Source organism: Cohnella soli (assembly GCF_042655525.1).
Classification (GTDB): domain Bacteria; phylum Bacillota; class Bacilli; order Paenibacillales; family Paenibacillaceae; genus Cohnella; species Cohnella soli.
The window spans coordinates 564,381-580,036 of record NZ_JBHSMI010000067.1 but is presented as its reverse complement, the minus strand read 5'-3'; the positions used below and the strand labels follow the sequence as shown (position 1 = coordinate 580,036).

General features: G+C 46.9%; 16 protein-coding genes. 5 read left to right on the top strand and 11 right to left on the bottom strand.

Annotated features, from left to right (window positions below):
* Positions 1 to 2 precede the first annotated feature (2 nt).
* The 6 genes from ACFPOF_RS31920 to ACFPOF_RS31895 all read right to left on the bottom strand — a co-directional run bounded on the left by ACFPOF_RS31920 (position 3) and on the right by ACFPOF_RS31895 (position 4,817).
* Complete coding sequence (locus ACFPOF_RS31920; RefSeq protein ID WP_378139958.1) at positions 3 to 857, bottom strand: pyridoxamine 5'-phosphate oxidase family protein; 855 nt, start codon at positions 855 to 857, stop codon at positions 3 to 5.
* Positions 854 to 1,258 (bottom strand): nuclear transport factor 2 family protein, encoded by a 405-nt coding sequence (locus ACFPOF_RS31915; protein WP_378139956.1) that lies wholly within the window; start codon positions 1,256 to 1,258, stop codon positions 854 to 856. The genes ACFPOF_RS31920 and ACFPOF_RS31915 overlap by 4 nt, the downstream gene beginning before the upstream one ends.
* A 17-nt stretch (positions 1,259 to 1,275) precedes the next feature.
* Positions 1,276 to 2,001, bottom strand: a complete 726-nt coding sequence (locus ACFPOF_RS31910) for an acyl carrier protein (RefSeq protein WP_378139954.1) — start codon at positions 1,999 to 2,001, stop codon at positions 1,276 to 1,278.
* A complete protein-coding gene (locus ACFPOF_RS31905) occupies positions 1,998 to 2,897 on the bottom strand; it encodes a glycosyltransferase family 9 protein (protein WP_378139952.1) in 900 nt (299 codons plus the stop codon). Before ACFPOF_RS31905 ends, ACFPOF_RS31910 begins: the two co-directional genes overlap by 4 nt.
* Positions 2,898 to 3,370: 473 nt before the next feature.
* Positions 3,371 to 4,372: a bifunctional heptose 7-phosphate kinase/heptose 1-phosphate adenyltransferase gene (locus tag ACFPOF_RS31900; protein WP_378139950.1), complete on the bottom strand. Its 1,002-nt coding sequence runs from the start codon at positions 4,370 to 4,372 to the stop codon at positions 3,371 to 3,373.
* Positions 4,373 to 4,409: 37 nt separating this feature from the next.
* Complete coding sequence (locus ACFPOF_RS31895) at positions 4,410 to 4,817, bottom strand: adenylyltransferase/cytidyltransferase family protein (RefSeq protein ID WP_378139949.1); 408 nt, start codon at positions 4,815 to 4,817, stop codon at positions 4,410 to 4,412.
* Between the two features lie 241 nt (positions 4,818 to 5,058).
* On the opposite strand from ACFPOF_RS31895, the gene ACFPOF_RS31890 reads away from it, so the two are divergent.
* The 4 genes from ACFPOF_RS31890 (at position 5,059) to ACFPOF_RS31875 (ending at position 9,728) form a co-directional block, all read left to right on the top strand.
* On the top strand, positions 5,059 to 6,654 hold the full coding sequence (locus ACFPOF_RS31890; protein ID WP_378139947.1) for a class I adenylate-forming enzyme family protein: 1,596 nt from the start codon (positions 5,059 to 5,061) through the stop codon (positions 6,652 to 6,654).
* Positions 6,655 to 6,797: 143 nt separating this feature from the next.
* On the top strand, positions 6,798 to 7,574 hold the full coding sequence (locus tag ACFPOF_RS31885; RefSeq protein ID WP_378139945.1) for a 3-oxoacyl-[acyl-carrier-protein] synthase III C-terminal domain-containing protein: 777 nt from the start codon (positions 6,798 to 6,800) through the stop codon (positions 7,572 to 7,574).
* Entirely contained in the window at positions 7,552 to 8,430 is an 879-nt protein-coding gene (locus ACFPOF_RS31880) for a hypothetical protein (protein ID WP_378139943.1), read from the top strand. Before ACFPOF_RS31885 ends, ACFPOF_RS31880 begins: the two co-directional genes overlap by 23 nt.
* 11 nt (positions 8,431 to 8,441) lie before the next feature.
* Positions 8,442 to 9,728, top strand: coding sequence for a PLP-dependent aminotransferase family protein (locus ACFPOF_RS31875; protein ID WP_378139941.1), 1,287 nt, complete (start codon positions 8,442 to 8,444; stop codon positions 9,726 to 9,728).
* Here the strand turns inward: ACFPOF_RS31875 and ACFPOF_RS31870 are convergent.
* The 3 genes from ACFPOF_RS31870 to ACFPOF_RS31860 are packed head-to-tail and all read right to left on the bottom strand — an operon-like array spanning position 9,723 to position 13,496.
* Complete coding sequence (locus tag ACFPOF_RS31870) at positions 9,723 to 11,246, bottom strand: class I adenylate-forming enzyme family protein (RefSeq protein ID WP_378139939.1); 1,524 nt, start codon at positions 11,244 to 11,246, stop codon at positions 9,723 to 9,725. The genes ACFPOF_RS31875 and ACFPOF_RS31870 overlap by 6 nt on opposite strands.
* Positions 11,247 to 11,253: 7 nt before the next feature.
* A complete protein-coding gene (locus ACFPOF_RS31865) occupies positions 11,254 to 12,261 on the bottom strand; it encodes a hypothetical protein (protein WP_378139937.1) in 1,008 nt (335 codons plus the stop codon).
* Positions 12,262 to 12,290: 29 nt separating this feature from the next.
* Positions 12,291 to 13,496, bottom strand: a complete 1,206-nt coding sequence (locus ACFPOF_RS31860; RefSeq protein WP_378139935.1) for an acyl-CoA dehydrogenase family protein — start codon at positions 13,494 to 13,496, stop codon at positions 12,291 to 12,293.
* Between the two features lie 160 nt (positions 13,497 to 13,656).
* Between ACFPOF_RS31860 and ACFPOF_RS31855 the strand changes: the two genes are divergently transcribed.
* Positions 13,657 to 13,872 (top strand): acyl carrier protein, encoded by a 216-nt coding sequence (locus ACFPOF_RS31855; protein ID WP_378139933.1) that lies wholly within the window; start codon positions 13,657 to 13,659, stop codon positions 13,870 to 13,872.
* Positions 13,873 to 13,889: 17 nt separating this feature from the next.
* On the opposite strand, the gene ACFPOF_RS31850 is transcribed toward ACFPOF_RS31855, so the two are convergent.
* Both ACFPOF_RS31850 and ACFPOF_RS31845 read right to left on the bottom strand, forming a co-directional pair.
* Positions 13,890 to 14,738, bottom strand: a complete 849-nt coding sequence (locus ACFPOF_RS31850) for a phytanoyl-CoA dioxygenase family protein (protein WP_378139931.1) — start codon at positions 14,736 to 14,738, stop codon at positions 13,890 to 13,892.
* 12 nt (positions 14,739 to 14,750) lie between these two features.
* Positions 14,751 to 15,497, bottom strand: coding sequence for a phytanoyl-CoA dioxygenase family protein (locus ACFPOF_RS31845; protein ID WP_378139930.1), 747 nt, complete (start codon positions 15,495 to 15,497; stop codon positions 14,751 to 14,753).
* Positions 15,498 to 15,656: the final 159 nt, after the last annotated feature.

The following is a 15,656-nucleotide window of genomic DNA, read 5'->3' as shown; positions in this document are numbered from 1 at the left end:
GCCTAACCTCCTTTTTGGGCGTCAAACCTATGAACGGCGATGCTGAGACGAAACTTGACCAACCGTTTGGCGTCGGGAAATTCGGACATCATGCTCGACTCCCAAATGATTTCCGCCAAACCGGTTAATTGAAGCGTATCCCCCTTCGCGTAGTCGATAAAAAGCAATCCGCATGTTGGGTTTTCGTGGATATTTCCAAGCGTATTAAACATGGAATTGCCGGAGTAATCGGGGAAAATCAAAGTTTTTTCGTCCAGTACCTTTACGAACGACGGGGGACCGCCACGATGAGAAACGTCCGGCTTGTTATCGCGACTTGCAGAGGCGATATAAAACGTATCGGCGGAAGCAATCCATTCGTTGTAAGTTTCATTCAGTTCGCTAGTAATCGTGGTACCCTTGGGGCTCATCTCGTATAGGGGAACGCGGTTCCGTATATATTTCGGACAATTGGTATAGATCTGTTCGGCAAACACGACGATTTCGGGAAGTTTGTCGAGAACCGTCCCGTTGATGCGCATCCGTCTTCTAGAAGAAGGTTCGATCGCCAGAAGTCCGATGGCGTCGTGCGCTAATAAATGCTGTTGCAACGTATCTCCATCGCGAACGGGCGGACGAATATGAACCGTTCTCTCATCAGCGACGCTTATAAATCCTTCAGGTCCCGATAAGAGGGAAGCCCAAGCGCGATGTCTTTCGTCAAGCGTGGCAGCGATTATGAAAGTCAGGCGGAGTAAAAAATCCGAGGCGGATCGGGGGAAATAATCGAGAACGCTATTCGCGCTTTTATTGGCTTGATCGGATGCGTTGGCAAGCTTTTGTACGGCCAGTTCGCCTTCATGGTAGGAAAACTTCATGAAATCGTCGCTTCAAAGCAATCATAGCTTCTTTGTCTATAGATAAGATTGTTCCTATACTGGATGACCGAGCAGAAGCGGGATTGCAGCTTCTCGTCTTTTTTGAATTTCCCGAAGTTATTTTTAATGATCGCCTCCCAGAGGACTTCCAAAATCAAGTGATCCTCGGTTTCATGAGAATGAATGATTTCGTACGTTTGGCGATTGTAGAACCGACGGCTGAGCGCGATATCTTTTACCGTTTTTGATAAATCCCGGATCCGTATTCGGGGCGTATAAAGGTTCGGATACTCCGTTTGCTCGAAATCGGGGTGTATGATCGATCGAAACTGAGATTCATCGTCGGAGTGGCTTTCAGCCAGTCGGAAAAAAGCCTCTGCGGTAGCTAACTTGGAGTTCATGGCCGCACCTGCTTTCTTTAGCGATTTGTTCCTTTATTTTGACGTCCGTATTCTCCGAAAACGTACTGGGATAAAGTCAAGATGGATAACAGATCTTCCGTCTCCAAATTCCCCGTATCCAAATCGATACCCATTTTGTCTTGAAGCCTGTACAGGAACTCAATAAAAAAGAATGAATCCAGGCCGTAAGCGTTCATAAGAGAGTCTTCGATATTCCAAGGTAATGCGGGGTCTCGTTGGCAAGTTTCGCAAATCGTCTCTTTTACCGTTTCGATAATTTGAACAAATGTCATTGTGTCCTCCTGAAAAAACGAATTTAGTAGATTATCATGTGTTCGCGCTTCCGAATAATCGGATAGGCAACAATAAGCGATTTCTTTGTAATTCATCTGGTTGAAAGCGAACACTCTACGCCAAGGCGCAAACCGGGCTTTAAGGGTCGTATTCGGATGAATCGTCACTACCGCTTTCACCGGATACGGCACTTGCCAATATCGCTGAGCGCTGACGTTGATGAATTTGGCATCGTTCAGATTTTCGTCCGTAAGGATAATCGCGACTGAACGGACCGTCGTTTCCTCGGGCTTATCGAGTCGATGCAGGAGAAGAGAGTCTCGTTGCAAGCCGATGGATAGGGAATACCCCGCGTCGTTTAGAGCTGCGAATAAACCGTCCAACAAGTTTAGCAATAAAGCGGAAAGGCTCGGATTACCGTTCAGGCTGTTCCTAATCACGATTCTCATACGGCTTCAACCCTTTCGATATGAACGCCGTTCAGGGTATCCTCGGCTGTGATTCTTTCGCGCTTTAATGCGATATCACCGGAGAGAATCCTTTTTAGTCGTTCGAACACGAGTTCCGGGTAAATTTTGGAGGAGTCGTTGGACGCATGGTACAGACTATAGTTGCAGCGGAGCGTTCGGAAACTCGAAGAAGCGACAAAATTGCCGGTCGTGAAATGAAAAGGCGAATTGTAGCTCCAAATCGTTAAGTTAGGAATGCCAAGAACGGCGGCAATATGACCGCAGCAACTATCTATTGCCGCTATCGCATCCAGTCGGCCGATTAAGGCAAATAGTTCATGTAAGGCAAGATACCCGAAATCCGGAATGGCTTCTAGTTTGCCGAACGGATGCGGGGTCAGATTAATGATCAGAATATCTTCCGTCCGGCAAAGTCGGGCAAGACGCGAAGCATGCTCGGGACTCCAGCTTCTTCTAGCGTCCGTATCGGTCCAAAGCTGAAGCCCGACTATTTTCTTGTACTTGTTTTTGAATTTCGCAATCGCTCGCTCGGACTTCTTAGGCAAATCCGCAGGTAGTCGCGGTGCCGTTTTCAAACTTGGCGGTGTTTCAAAGCCCAGCGTTTTTTCCCACACTTCGGCGATATGAAAAAAGGGGACATCGTGGGGGGAGTCGAGGAAGTAACAATCTTGGTAGGTATTGGATTGCAGCAACGGACCCCAGAGTTGCTCGGGTTCCGGCGCTACGATTCGTTTGATCGTAACTTCCGGCAGCAATTTCGAGAGAAAGGCATGTTTGGAAGTTACGGCTTGGCTTTTTTCGGTCAGAAGAAGGTGAACCTCGTTGCCCGCCCGGGATTCCAACTCGATAAACTCTTGAATTTGTTGGAAGATCATAACGATGTCGCCATATCCCCACCACCAGTTGAGCACGACGGCAATCGGCCGTTTTTTTTCGATAAGCGAGGTGACGCATGGAAGCTTATCCGAGTAGAGGATATAGGCGCGTTGCCGTATATCGGAAAATATCCCTTTTTGATAAAACGGCGTATCTTGCAAGCTTAAATGGATTGCGTGATAGGGTAACCACCCGATCTCCGGATCGACGGATCCAATCTCGAATATGCAGGCGCAGTTCGGGGGGGCGCTCGCGGGTGGGGAGGCAGAAATTGCAATGGGGTACTCTTTAAATGCGCTTAACTTTTCCAATGAGGTTATCTGTTGGATTTCCAAAAGGACAATCGCCGACGAAAGGGGAAATAAATGTTCCAATATTTCCTCCCGCCGATGCTCGTGAAACAAGAGAACATATCTCTCGGGTTGGGAGTTGTAGTATTGCGAGATAAGCCTTCTTTGGTTTTTGTCGCCGATCATGGCATCACTTCCGCTAGCCAGTCTACATTCAGCTTATTTGCGTATTCGTCGTAATACCTCATCAGGTCGGACAAGGTAACGCAATATGTATGCGGCTTCGAAATCGTGATAGCCGCCGCCAAATTAGACATAAGAAACGCATGCGAGTCCGGTATTTTTTTTGATCTTAAGACCGCATACGAACATATGAGGGAATCGCCCGCACCGATATCGCACTCGCAGTAAGCAGAAAATGGGGCGCAAAAACGAAAGGATTCGTGATTTGCCCAAACGCTGCCTCGGTGCCCGTCCTTTAAGATGATGCTTTCGATATCATACTTCCGGATAAACGGACGCAGAAACGGAATCGCTTCGTTCAATGATTGGAATCGGAACTCGGTAAGATCGTTAAACTCGTCCAAATTAGGTGTGACGCACGTTGCGCCCCGATACTTCTCCGGATCTTTGCCCCGCGGATCGACAAAAACCGGAATTCTATTCGCTACGGCAAGTGAGATTACGGCTTTGGTTAATTTTGCGGATAACGTACCCTCACCCCAGTCGGATAATAATACATAATCGAGTATTTCCATGAGCGAAGAGACGTTCGAGACGATTTGGGCTTCCGTATGCTCGTTTATTCGATAATCGTATCCTTTGTCGATTCTAAGCTTCAAATGTTCCGATTCGATTCTGGTTTTGACCGATGTATCTCGATAGGGTTCTATGATTACGGAGTCATGGTCTACCCGATCGTGCAAAAGTTCGATTAGTTTTTGTCCGCCGAAGTCGTTTCCGATAATGCCGCATAGAATGACATTCTGGTTAAGCGAAGCGATGCCATTGGCTATGTTGGCCGCGTTTCCGGGAAAGTAAAGCGTAGACTGTTTTCGGAATACGCTGCTCCGCTCATTGCTTGAATAATCCGATATTCCGTTATGATATTCGTCTAGTATGATGTCCCCGATGACTAGCCCTGTTCCTTGGTCGTTCTTTAACAACTCTAAATATTTATCCATTGCGGCACCTCTGTGGTTGGAGTTTCGGATTTGGTCATTAAGTCATCAATCGTGACAATTGGGAGGACGACGCGAACTTTTTAGTGCCTAATGCTCTAAATTCGATGTCTAATCGTAGTACAATGGACAATTCAGGGAGATTTACTAATGAATAATCGATGCCTTTGACATAATAATTAGGCTTTATGCGTTCCAATCCATGATCGAGAGTAACCTCGTCGAACAGAAAGACGTAATCCACAATGTCCAAATGAGACAAAATACCGGCGCGTTGAGTTTCGCAAAAAAGGGGCTCTTTTTTTTTGTATTCGCGGAACGACCGATCGGAGTTCATTGCGACGATGAGAATTCCCCCAAGCTTTTTTGCCTCAGTTAAATACTCGAGATGGCCATAGTGAAACGTATCGAAGCAGCCGCCGGCTAAGACTGTTGTGCCGTTCTCCATCTGTTTGATTATCGAAATAAGTTGGTTTAACGTTACGATTTTGGATATGAGGATCACCCCTGGACATATAATTAGCAGTCCTATCGTAGCTAAATTATTGTTTTTTCGCTCTGCTTTTATGGCGAAGCCTGTTATTACTTCATATCCAAAAGCCGAGTGATATTTAACGAAATAGAATAGAATGCAAGTTACAACAATTCAGGGGGATTCTCTCAGCTGCAAGCGAAAGTGGGAACCGTAGATGAACAATATTGCGGAGTGGCTGCCGTATGCTTCCGCCAACTGGGGTCCAAACGATGCCATCGTTACGGGAAAAAACAAAATCGCGTTTCAGGCGCTTTATCGTCAGTCTGTCCAATTCGCGCTCTCTTGCCTGCACCACGGAATAAAACCTCGCGATCGGGTAGTTTTGGTTGCCGAGAACGGGATCGAAGCGGTTATCGCGCACTTTGGCGTTTTGATGATGGGCGGGATAGCCGTCTTTATTCATCCCAAAACGTTGCCGGGGACGATCGCCGACATTATTTACGACTGCGATGCAGTCGCCATCGTTGCCGACTCGACAGTTACGCTGCAGCAACTGCCGGAAAAAATCATTAAAGTCGCGATTGAGATCCAGCCGACAAGCGGGTGGATCCCCTATTTTCAATGGATGATGCAACGGCGGGAAGACGAGGGAAGAAGGTCGCAATTATTTCCGGAGTTATCCGAAGAAGAGACGGCATTGCTTATTTACACGTCCGGGAGTACGGGGAAACCCAAGGGAATTATGAGTACGCATAAAAACATCAGGTTTACGACGGACGCGATTAACGAGTTCCTCCGGCACAATGAGCACGATCGGGTTCTCAGTTATTTGCCGTTGTCCTTTGATTATGGTTTATATCAAATTTATTTGACCTTATCCCGCGGAGCTAAGTTGATTTTGCGGAACGCCGCCGATCTAGGAACGGATTTGATTCGGAAAGTCATTAACGACGAGAAGGTTACCGGATTACCGGGATTAAGAAATATTTTTTCTTTGATCCATGTCATGAAAGAAAAGTATCCCTGCGTGAGGTATGTAACGAATACCGGCGACGAACTTCCTTTTGAAATGGTGAGAAAAATAGGGGAGAAGTTTCCGCGTTCCGAAATATTTTTAATGTACGGCCTTACGGAATGCAAAAGGGTTTCTTGCCTGCCCTCCAGTCGAGTGTACGATAAGATCGGGTCGGTAGGGATTCCAATTAAGGATACCCGCGTTTCAATCCGCGACGAAAGCGGGGAAGAATGCGCCCCGAACGTCATAGGAGAGTTATTCGTAAACGGGCCGCACCTTTGCAAGGGATACTGGAACGACAAAGATATGACGGATCGTACGTATATTCGTAAGAGCGACGGACGGTGGTTACGGACCGGGGATTACTTTTACCGCGATCCGGAAGGGTTTATGTATTTTGCGGGAAGAAAAGATTCGCAATTAAAGTCGCGGGGCTTCCGAATTGATTGCAGCGAAATCGAAAATGTGTTTCTGAAACATTGCCCTCGACTCAAGGATGTAGTCGCCGTCGGAATTCCAGACTCCAAACTCGGACATGCAATCGGGTTATGGGCGGTGACGAAAGAGAAAATCAAAAGTGAATCCGCCGAGAAACAATGGACGAATGAGCTGAAGAAGATAGCCGAGATTTTCCTTGAAGGGTGGAAGCGCCCTCGGTACGTATATCTATCCGATGAAATTCCAAAAACGAAATCGGGGAAAACGGACAAAAAACGAATGGTCGATACGATTTTGAGTACGAGAGGGGATCGCACGGGAAAGGAGGAACCGTTATCAACCGACCCGTCTATTTAAAACAAGTATCGACTTATGTTCCGAGCGTTCGCGTCCCTATTAACAAGCTATTCGAAGCGGGAATTATTACCGCTCATAACCTCAAGCAGTTAAGGAAAAAGGGGATCACCGCCTTTCCTAAGGAAAGCGGGAATGGCCTGGAAATGCTGTTTCGAACGTTGGACGCAACATTCTCGCCCCCGTATCGCGACCGCCGTCATATTCAAGCGATATTGCTAACGTATCGTTATTGCACGTTCCCCTACTGGATGGATCTTCCCCGTCGCATACAATCCAGATACCGTTTGTCGCCGAACGTTAACGGATACGCCATCACCGATTTAACTTGCTCGAACAATGCAAAGATATTTGAAGTGGCAAGCATTCTGTTGTCGCGATCCGCCGATGAACGCGCGACCGTGTTATGCATTGCGGTCGATATGGAAATAGAGGATTCCGAGCGCGGGGGAGACGATTTTTTCGTAATCGGGGATGCGGCCGCCGCTTTCGTATTGGGACTGCGGGGGCCCGGCGATAGAATACTCGCTTTTGACGATAAGTCCGATACAAGGCATATCCGTCTGGATTCCGAATTTAAGAATCAAGGATTCGTCGCGGGACCGAACTATTTTCTTACTTTGATTAAAGTGCTCGAAAGGACGGTAAAAGCGGCCGGACTGTCATTTGAAGATATTGATTTGTTCATCCCCCATAACGCGTCCGAAGAGACGATGAAAGTCGCCGCAAACTTGATGAAGGTTCCGATCGAAAAGTTTTTTTTCGAAGGAATGTCCAGCGTCGGACATTGCGGAAATAGCGATTTATTCATTAACTACTCGCTTGCCGTTCGTTCAGGGAAAATAAAAGCGAACGATTATTATATGTTCATTTCGATCGGGTTGGGCGGGGGGATCAGTTGTGTGGTTTGCCGAAAAGCCTAGCGTTTTTATATCGACCCCGTCGACGTTTAGCGAGTACAGGGAGCAACGGGCAATCGACCGCGAAACATACGGACAATATAAAAGAATGTGCGAGTTTTATGAACGCGGCGGGGAAGTCGCCGGGGACTTCAAGGATCGGCTATTTTTCGAACAAGAGCCTTACAGGCATATTCAATGTTCGAACATTGAAAACTTGCATAGCCAGGTCGATTATTTAATTTCATGCCATATCACGTACCCGTTAACCGGCCGGTGGCCTCCGTCGCTGTATTTGAAAAAATCGTTGAACCTTCCCGATGCCTCCGCTTTCTCATTAACCGGTCGAGGCGGAATTAGCCCTCTTCTGGCGATGGAAATCGCCTATTTCTCCGGGAAAAACGCTCTGGTAGTTTGCATGGAACAGATCTATGACCGGAGAGAATCGCTTAGGGACGATGGGCTAATGAAAGCGGACGCCGTCTCGGCCTTCACGTTTACATTCGATAGGGGAGAATATCGCATTTTGGCATGCGAACAGCGGCGGATTCGGAAGTCGAGCAACGTAAAGGACGATGTTCAGTTAATTGGAAATACGGCAAGGTCCATCATCGATTGCTTCGCACAAGAGCAAAACGTACGACAGGAAGATGTGCTTGTTCTTTTGCCCACGTTCAAGCACACGTATTTTCCTTTGCTGAAACCGTTTTTCATCCACTCGTGGGGAAGGGAAGACTCCCGTTACCTCGGAACGGCGGATCCTTTCTATACGCTTATCGGCGTTAGTGGCGACAAATCGCTTTTACGTCCATATCTTGTTTTGATTTTCGTGGACGCGGGTCACTCTTTGGGTGTGTTGTTCATCAAAAATAAAGGTTAAGAGGAGATCATGTGAATATCGAAATTTTATTGGACGCGCTAATCGAACATGAAGAGACTTCTCGGAAAACATTGAATTTGGTCCCTAGCGAGAACGCGGCAACCCGTTTCTCCAGAATCCCCCTTTTGTTGGATTTGTACAACCGATACTTTTTTCACGCGGCGAAAGATCATAAGAGATGGAGCTTTCGCGGGGTTCAAGACATTCATTGGATCGAGACCGATGTGGTCATACCCTTGCTTCGGGATTTTACGAATGCGGAATATATTAGCGTTCGGCCCGTATCCGGAATGGGAGGCATGCTTCTTGCCTTGCTTGCTTTAGGAGGGGGCGTGCAATCCCATGTATTAACGGTTTCGCCGGAACAGGGCGGACATTATGCCACGCGAAATTTGGCGATGAGCATAGGGCTGAATCCCGTTTATTTGGCAGGTGAGGACGAATACTCCCTTGATTTGAACAAAGTCGAGCATCAATTGAAGCAAATGGACGTGAAGTTAGTCTACGTGGATCAATCCAACGGTTTATTTCCCTTTGATATTCGACGCTTGGTACAAGCGGTAAAGAGAATATCGCCGACTACTTTGATACATGTTGACATAAGCCATTGGTTAGGATTGGTTTTTGGAGGCGAAGTAGAAAACCCGCTGGACGCGGGCGCGGATTCCTTCGGCGGATCGACTCATAAAACGTTCCCGGGGCCGCAAAAGGCGATTTTTTGTACCAGAAACAACATGCTTGCGATGAAAGCTAAGTTTGCGCAGCATTATTCAATCAGCAGCCACCACTTCGGCTCGGTTGTCAGCTTGGCGATTGCCCTGCTTGAGTTTAAGACGTCCGGGCAAGAATATAGCAAAAGAACGGTTGAGAACGCTCGTGCATTAGCGCGATATTTGGACGCTTACCGATATGACGTAAAGGGCAGCCAACGCGGATTTACCGCGGGACACCAAATTTGGATGTCTACGCATAACCGCGGAATCGATTCTTACGAGGCTAGCGAAAGATTATATCATTCGGGTATCCGGGTAAATGCCTTCGATGAAATGCCCGGCAGCAAACAGTCCATGTTAAGGATCGGAGTAAATGAAGTCACTCGTATCGGAGCGACGCAGGACCATATGGAGGAGTTGGCGAGATTGATGAATGCGGCTATTCTTCAATCGGTTCCGATGCAGAAACTAAGGGCCGAAGTCGAATTGTTCAGAAATAGCCTGAAAGACGATTACGGATTCGGGAATATGGAGCGACCGGAAAGGGATAAATTCGAAAAGCTTATAGCGCTTATTGGATTATAGGTATTCTCGTTCGATTTCGATATAGTCGAACTTACCCGTGTTCGTTTTCGGAAGCGATTTTTCTACGATAACGAACTTTTTCGGTATCGAATATGCGGGCAAGTGCTGGGCGCAATAGTCTCTAGCTTCCGAATTGGATATATTCGAGCCATAAAGAAAAGCAGCTAAAGCGGCGCTGCCGGCACGATGAATAGGGAAGACGGCGGCCTCGATTACGTTGGGCATACGTTGCAAGACGGTTTCGACAAGAGACGGGAAAACCCTTTGCGCATGAACTTTGATCATATTATCTTTGCGCCCAGCAAAGTAATATACGTTTTCTTTCCGCCAAACGAGATCTTTCGTCGGAAAGTATTTTTTTTCTGTGCCGTTCACCGAAACAAAGTCGTTAATTTCTGTATCGATACGGCGATAGCCGGACATAAGAGTCGGAGAATGGATATACAATTCTCCGATTTCGCCGTCTTCGCAAACGTTCATCGATTCATTGACGATTAAGGCGCTTACATACGGCATAGGGGTGCCCAAAGGAAGTTCCGAAAGGTTGTCTAATCGGGACGGGATGCGATAAAACATAATGTCGTTCGATTCCGTATTTCCGTATAGATTAATAAATTGCGCTTGGCCGAATACTGTTCGAGCGGTTAATAAGTCCTTCATGGAAGCCTTTTCCCCGGAAATAATCAAATAGCGTACCGATTCGGCTTCAGCCTCCCGCAATTCCTGAAATAGCATGAGTTTCAACATCGAGGGTACGACGAAAAGCGTCGTTACTTTTTTCTCCGTTATGCATCTCCATATATAGGATGGATTCCATCGGGAAGCCGGATTGATCAGTAAACAAGATGCTCCGTAACGAAGCGGCAAGAAAAGCGGAAACAGACTCATGTCCGAGTGAAATGCCGATAAACAGATGAAAACATCGTCAAACCTGATCCGGTAAGGGCTGGCGCCATGCATGGCATAATAAACGATATTGCGATGAGACAGAACGACGCCTTTCGGACTGCCCGTCGAACCGGAGGTGAAAAAAATAAAGGCGGGATCGTTCTCGTCCAATCGCCGTGTGCCTAATGCAAGACTGTTTATCTCCGAAGTCGAAAAATCAGAGTCGTTGCAATAGTAGGGGGTTCGCGAATCCAAACTGTAAATTTTCGCGTTCGCAGGAATATAGGCTCTTATTCTTGCCTCTATTTCCTGAGTGACGAAAATGCCGTCCGGTTGGCATATTTGAAATAAATGATTAGGATTCTCGATTTCTACGTTGATCGGGATACAGGTGACGCCGATTTTTAAACAGGCAACATATCCAAAAACGGCGTGCATGGGGTTATCGCACATAAAAGCCATTTTATAGCCGGGACGGACCCCGTTTCGCAAAAAGTATGCAGCCAGCCGATCCGTCTTTGCATTCAATTCGGCATAACTGCAATCGGTCTGGTCTATATGGCGATAAGCGATGCGGTCGGCATGCCGACCGCATACCTCTTTAATAAACGTTGGAAAAATGCAGGTCATTCCTTTATCACCCGGCTATAAGAATGTCTTCGATATGACGATGGATTTCCGTTTCGGTCTTTATCGCGCGTTCTAACAAATGCAGCAGCTTAGGCGCTAGAAAGCTAAGCGTCCACTTTTGCATATATCCCATGATTATGGTAAGGATAAACTGTCGCATCAAGTGTATGGAGTGCTCCATTAAGCGGAGCAAATCAGAAGAAATGCGCCTAGAGAAAAGATGACCATGCCTTAAAAGAAAACGGACGAATCCTTCGCGAGGGTCGGTAAAACCTTCGTTTATTTTTTGGCATAATTGTCTATACGCATTTCTTGGTTGACTGAAATAAAACTCCAACGTATCCATTAAGTAATCTTTGAGTTTTGTTAAGGCGAGCAATCCGCAAGTATAGTCTCTTGTCGGCCAATAAGATCCTTGGATGTAATCGGACCATTTGCGAAGCAGCATTTGATCGAGTTGATCGGTCGTTGGTCCGACAGCGGACGCATGGAATATACCGGCAGGCTCTACTCGAATCATCACGCCGCATCCTTCCACGTCCGCCGATCGGACGGCCGCTGCTAATGTATCGACTCCGACCGGGCCGGCGAATCCGAAATGGCAATCGACAATCAACGCTTTGTCTTCTTCGAAACCCAACACGTTCAGACAATGGAAGGTATGTATGCCGGGGAAGACTGGATAATCGTGCGAGAAGGGGAATAAATCAACGGTCAGCGCGATGGGGCTATTGAAGTTCATGTCGGTTAGCCGGCTGATCGCAACGCGGTTTTTTATTAATTTTACGTATTTAAACAACCACTCCAGCTCGAGATCCTCTTCCTTTTCATGGTATTCCAGCGTTGGGCCGCTAAAAATAAATCCCATGTTAACGAAAGATAGCGATAGCCAATCGAGACCGTAGTAGCGCAAAGGAACCGACAGCGCATTCCAATAACAGTTCGCTCCCGTTTTTATCGTAAAATCGCAACCGTTAAAAAAGGATTTTAGAGGTGCTTTATCGTTTTGGTTCATTCAAGATCTCCGACCGAAAGTTCATGCGACTAAACCCAACGGTTTTTAATGGTTATTAAGCCCAACGAAGTTTTGGCCAATAGTTCCGTTAAGAGATCGTCATAGGGCGGATGAAACGTCGCGGCTCTGGCGTCCCTAAAGATTCTCTCCAACAAGCTGCCGTTTTTTAAGGCGTTCATACCTTCGATTTGCATCGCTTCCCAAACCATTTCGTTAACTACGTGCGACAAGTAGTATTTCGTAATTAACGCTTTTTCATATAAATCATGCGTGAAAACTTTGTTTCTTTCCCGGTCGGCTTGAGCGGCGTAAGCCTGTAATAGGCTGTTTGCCGTTTCATATTTTATTTTTAGATGGGCGTATCTGGATTGAACTCCGGGCATATACGCTAATCTCACTTTTGAAATCGAATCTTTGCGCTCCATGATCATGGCCGAAACATGATCGAGAATGCACTTAGCCAGGCCGAGGTAGACCGAGCATATCGTTAACCGGGACCAATGGTACTCTTGCTGCGTAACTTCTATTCCATGACCCTCTTTGCCGATCAGTCGCTCGAATGGCACCAGCACGTTCTCGAAGTGAATGTCATCGCTTTTGGTCGCCTTCATTCCGGACAAGTTCCATGTGTGCTCGACGGAGACGCCGAGGTCCCCTTTGGTGAGGAGCAAAGCGGTAATGCCATATAAACTTTTATCTATACCTGCTTGATTGCCGAGAATGGGAATATATTTAAAGCGGTCTATCCCGGATACGTTTTTGCGGAAGCCGTTAATTTTGTAGCCTGAGGACGTCTTTTCGATCGTAATGGATGTCCGATTCGAATAATCCATGTTAGGGTCGGGAACAGCCACGTTCGCGAGGTTTAATGAGTTAAAAAACTGTCCGTTCTGCTGGACGTCCCGGAGTACGGATTCCCTAAGTTTATCGGGAAGAACGCGATGAAGCGCTGCCGTCGTAAACACGTGCATGGCAAAACTGAGCGCCGTCGACGCGCATCCGGAAGCGAAAGAGGCAAGCATGGCGGATACTTCTTGGAATCCTAGATCCAGACCGCCGTATTCGGCATCCAACGTTAGCGTATGGAGATTGTTTTTTATGATCAGATCGAAGTTTTCATGCGGAAACCGACCCGTTTGGTCGTAGCGGCTTGCGTTTTGTCGAAAAACGTTCGATAGTTCCTCAATGGCGCTTTTGATATCGTAGCCTTTTGAGCCTGCCATATACCCTTCCATTTGCTTGAACCCTCCAAGTCAGCATTTCGTGCGGTTGTCAAAAAAAACCTATTTTTACGCAATAATAACGCAGAGCGACTTGGCCCCGTCAAGTAAAATGAATGGAAAAAATACTTAAGATAAGAGGGATAATATGATTACGACGAGGATGGTTAGGGAGATGCTAGTCGCGGAAGAGTTGATCGATAGTACTGGAGACTTGCCGGAAAACTTTGATTTATTTCGAAACGGAATTATCGACTCGCTTGGAATCATGAGAATCGTAATGGCCGCTTCAAGAAAATACGATTTGGATATAGCCATCGAGGAGATACGCCGCGAGGATTTTCAAACCATTGCCGCGATTGCTGCTTTTTTTAATGGAAGACCTGCCTAGACGCGACAAAGTCGGCTTTATTTCCAACCCGTCGAATTATAGTATTGGGCTTGTTTTAACGCCAATACCGATTCGTCCCCGGTTATCATAGGACGAGTATTTAATCTTCGTCTAACGCGTTCCCCTTTGCGATCGAGCAATTGGTTGAAATTCAGAACGAGCCTTTCAACGGAAGCGCCGGCAAAGTGAACTAATAGAGCTCTTCTGAACCGATGCGGGGAAACGTTATCATACGAGCCGTGAATCGTATCGCCATGAAACACGACGACGTCGCCGGGGGCCGTTTCGACGGCGCACTCTTCCGAATACGCCGGCATAATCGTTTTTTGTCCGGCGTCGGAGAAAGGATTGTTCGACGCGTTCAAGGTCCCTCTTGTAGGCAGGGGGCCGAATTTATGAGAGCCTTTATAAAACCGAAGGCCGCCGTTTTCCCGGTCGGATTCGTCCAGACTTATCCACATCGAGTAACTCGACTTCGGGGCCGCGCCGATCGCGAAGTTGTCCTGGTGATCGGGCATGCCTCTTGTTTGCGGAGCTTTAAAATAATAGCTGGTCGAAACGATAAGAATGCGCTCTTCGATCAAGTTTTCCAATAACTCGATAACGTGTGTCGACAAAATGATTTCTTTGATCGTATTGTTCCGATAATGCAAATCTCTAACCCGGGGATAAAGCTTTTCGAGCGGATGTTTCGAATGGTCTCTTAATCCCGCTTGTCCCGCGCGGATTAATTCGAACCAATAAAGGTGATAACAATCATTAATGGTTTGAATTCGATCCATCGGCACAACGTTTTTGATGTGGACGTAACCATCCGCTTCAAGTCGTGTTTTATCATCGGTGAGCTTTTGGAAGTTATCCAACATACTCCTCCTCCTTTATTGCCGACTCGAGAAGTCGGCTCTCTTTTTCACTTTTTCGCCGTTCCGATTCAACAATTTATTGAAGTTCAACACTAACTTCTCGGCCGATCGGGGCGCATAATGGATGACGAGCGATCTACGGATATGCGTATCCGTCGTATTATCGGTTGTCGCATGCACAATTTGTCCGTTATAGATCACGAAATCGCCAGGCGCGGTTTCAACATCCTCGTACTGCACAGGATGATCCATCCGGTTGCCGGGATATTTCAGAGAAAGTTCTTCCGGACTTAATAGAGTCAAAGATTCGGTATTTTTAGCGAACCTTAAACAGTTATAGCTGAGCGCCGCTTGATCAAGTCCTATCCATAAAGCGTAGCAAGTGCCGGGGGATACCCCGATGCCGTAATTATCCTGATGAAAGTTCATTCCTCGCATGCCCGGCCCATAGTAGTAATAGTTGGTCGTAATGATAAGGGGTTCTTCGCCGATGAGAAACTCCATCAACTGAAAGAGAGCGGGCGACAGAACGAAGTCGCGAATCGTCGGATTGTCATAGTGCAGATCCCTTATCGGCGGGAACAAACTATGCAAAGGATCCGAGGTGTCTTGCTTGATTTTTCCCGCCGCGATTTGTTCAAGCCACGCTTTTTTATGCTCGCTGTTTATAGCTTCGATCTGATGAAGGGTTATTCCGTTTTTTAGGTGCACGTAACCATGGGAACGAATACGCGAGAGCATATCGCTGCTTGCCGACAACATACATTTCCTCCCTTTATGTGAGATACTTTTTATCCCATCTTATCGATTTGAAGAATGAAAGGCTCAGCTATTCTTTAGAGATTCAGAGGACGGAAACGATTCGAGCCCCTCCTTCAGCAACAAACGCAGAGCATACCCGCAGCTCCTAACTTAAACTGA

Coding starts and splice junctions, on each gene's coding strand:
- ACFPOF_RS31920 (WP_378139958.1), bottom strand. CDS start 857: ATGAAGTTTTCCTACCATGAAGGCGAACTGGCCGTACAAAAGCTTGCC.
- ACFPOF_RS31915 (WP_378139956.1), bottom strand. CDS start 1,258: ATGAACTCCAAGTTAGCTACCGCAGAGGCTTTTTTCCGACTGGCTGAA.
- ACFPOF_RS31910 (WP_378139954.1), bottom strand. CDS start 2,001: ATGAGAATCGTGATTAGGAACAGCCTGAACGGTAATCCGAGCCTTTCC.
- ACFPOF_RS31905 (WP_378139952.1), bottom strand. CDS start 2,897: ATGATCTTCCAACAAATTCAAGAGTTTATCGAGTTGGAATCCCGGGCG.
- ACFPOF_RS31900 (WP_378139950.1), bottom strand. CDS start 4,372: ATGGATAAATATTTAGAGTTGTTAAAGAACGACCAAGGAACAGGGCTA.
- ACFPOF_RS31895 (WP_378139949.1), bottom strand. CDS start 4,817: ATGGAGAACGGCACAACAGTCTTAGCCGGCGGCTGCTTCGATACGTTT.
- ACFPOF_RS31890 (WP_378139947.1), top strand. CDS start 5,059: ATGAACAATATTGCGGAGTGGCTGCCGTATGCTTCCGCCAACTGGGGT.
- ACFPOF_RS31885 (WP_378139945.1), top strand. CDS start 6,798: ATGCTGTTTCGAACGTTGGACGCAACATTCTCGCCCCCGTATCGCGAC.
- ACFPOF_RS31870 (WP_378139939.1), bottom strand. CDS start 11,246: ATGACCTGCATTTTTCCAACGTTTATTAAAGAGGTATGCGGTCGGCAT.
- ACFPOF_RS31865 (WP_378139937.1), bottom strand. CDS start 12,261: ATGAACCAAAACGATAAAGCACCTCTAAAATCCTTTTTTAACGGTTGC.
- ACFPOF_RS31860 (WP_378139935.1), bottom strand. CDS start 13,496: ATGGAAGGGTATATGGCAGGCTCAAAAGGCTACGATATCAAAAGCGCC.
- ACFPOF_RS31855 (WP_378139933.1), top strand. CDS start 13,657: ATGCTAGTCGCGGAAGAGTTGATCGATAGTACTGGAGACTTGCCGGAA.
- ACFPOF_RS31850 (WP_378139931.1), bottom strand. CDS start 14,738: ATGTTGGATAACTTCCAAAAGCTCACCGATGATAAAACACGACTTGAA.
- ACFPOF_RS31845 (WP_378139930.1), bottom strand. CDS start 15,497: ATGTTGTCGGCAAGCAGCGATATGCTCTCGCGTATTCGTTCCCATGGT.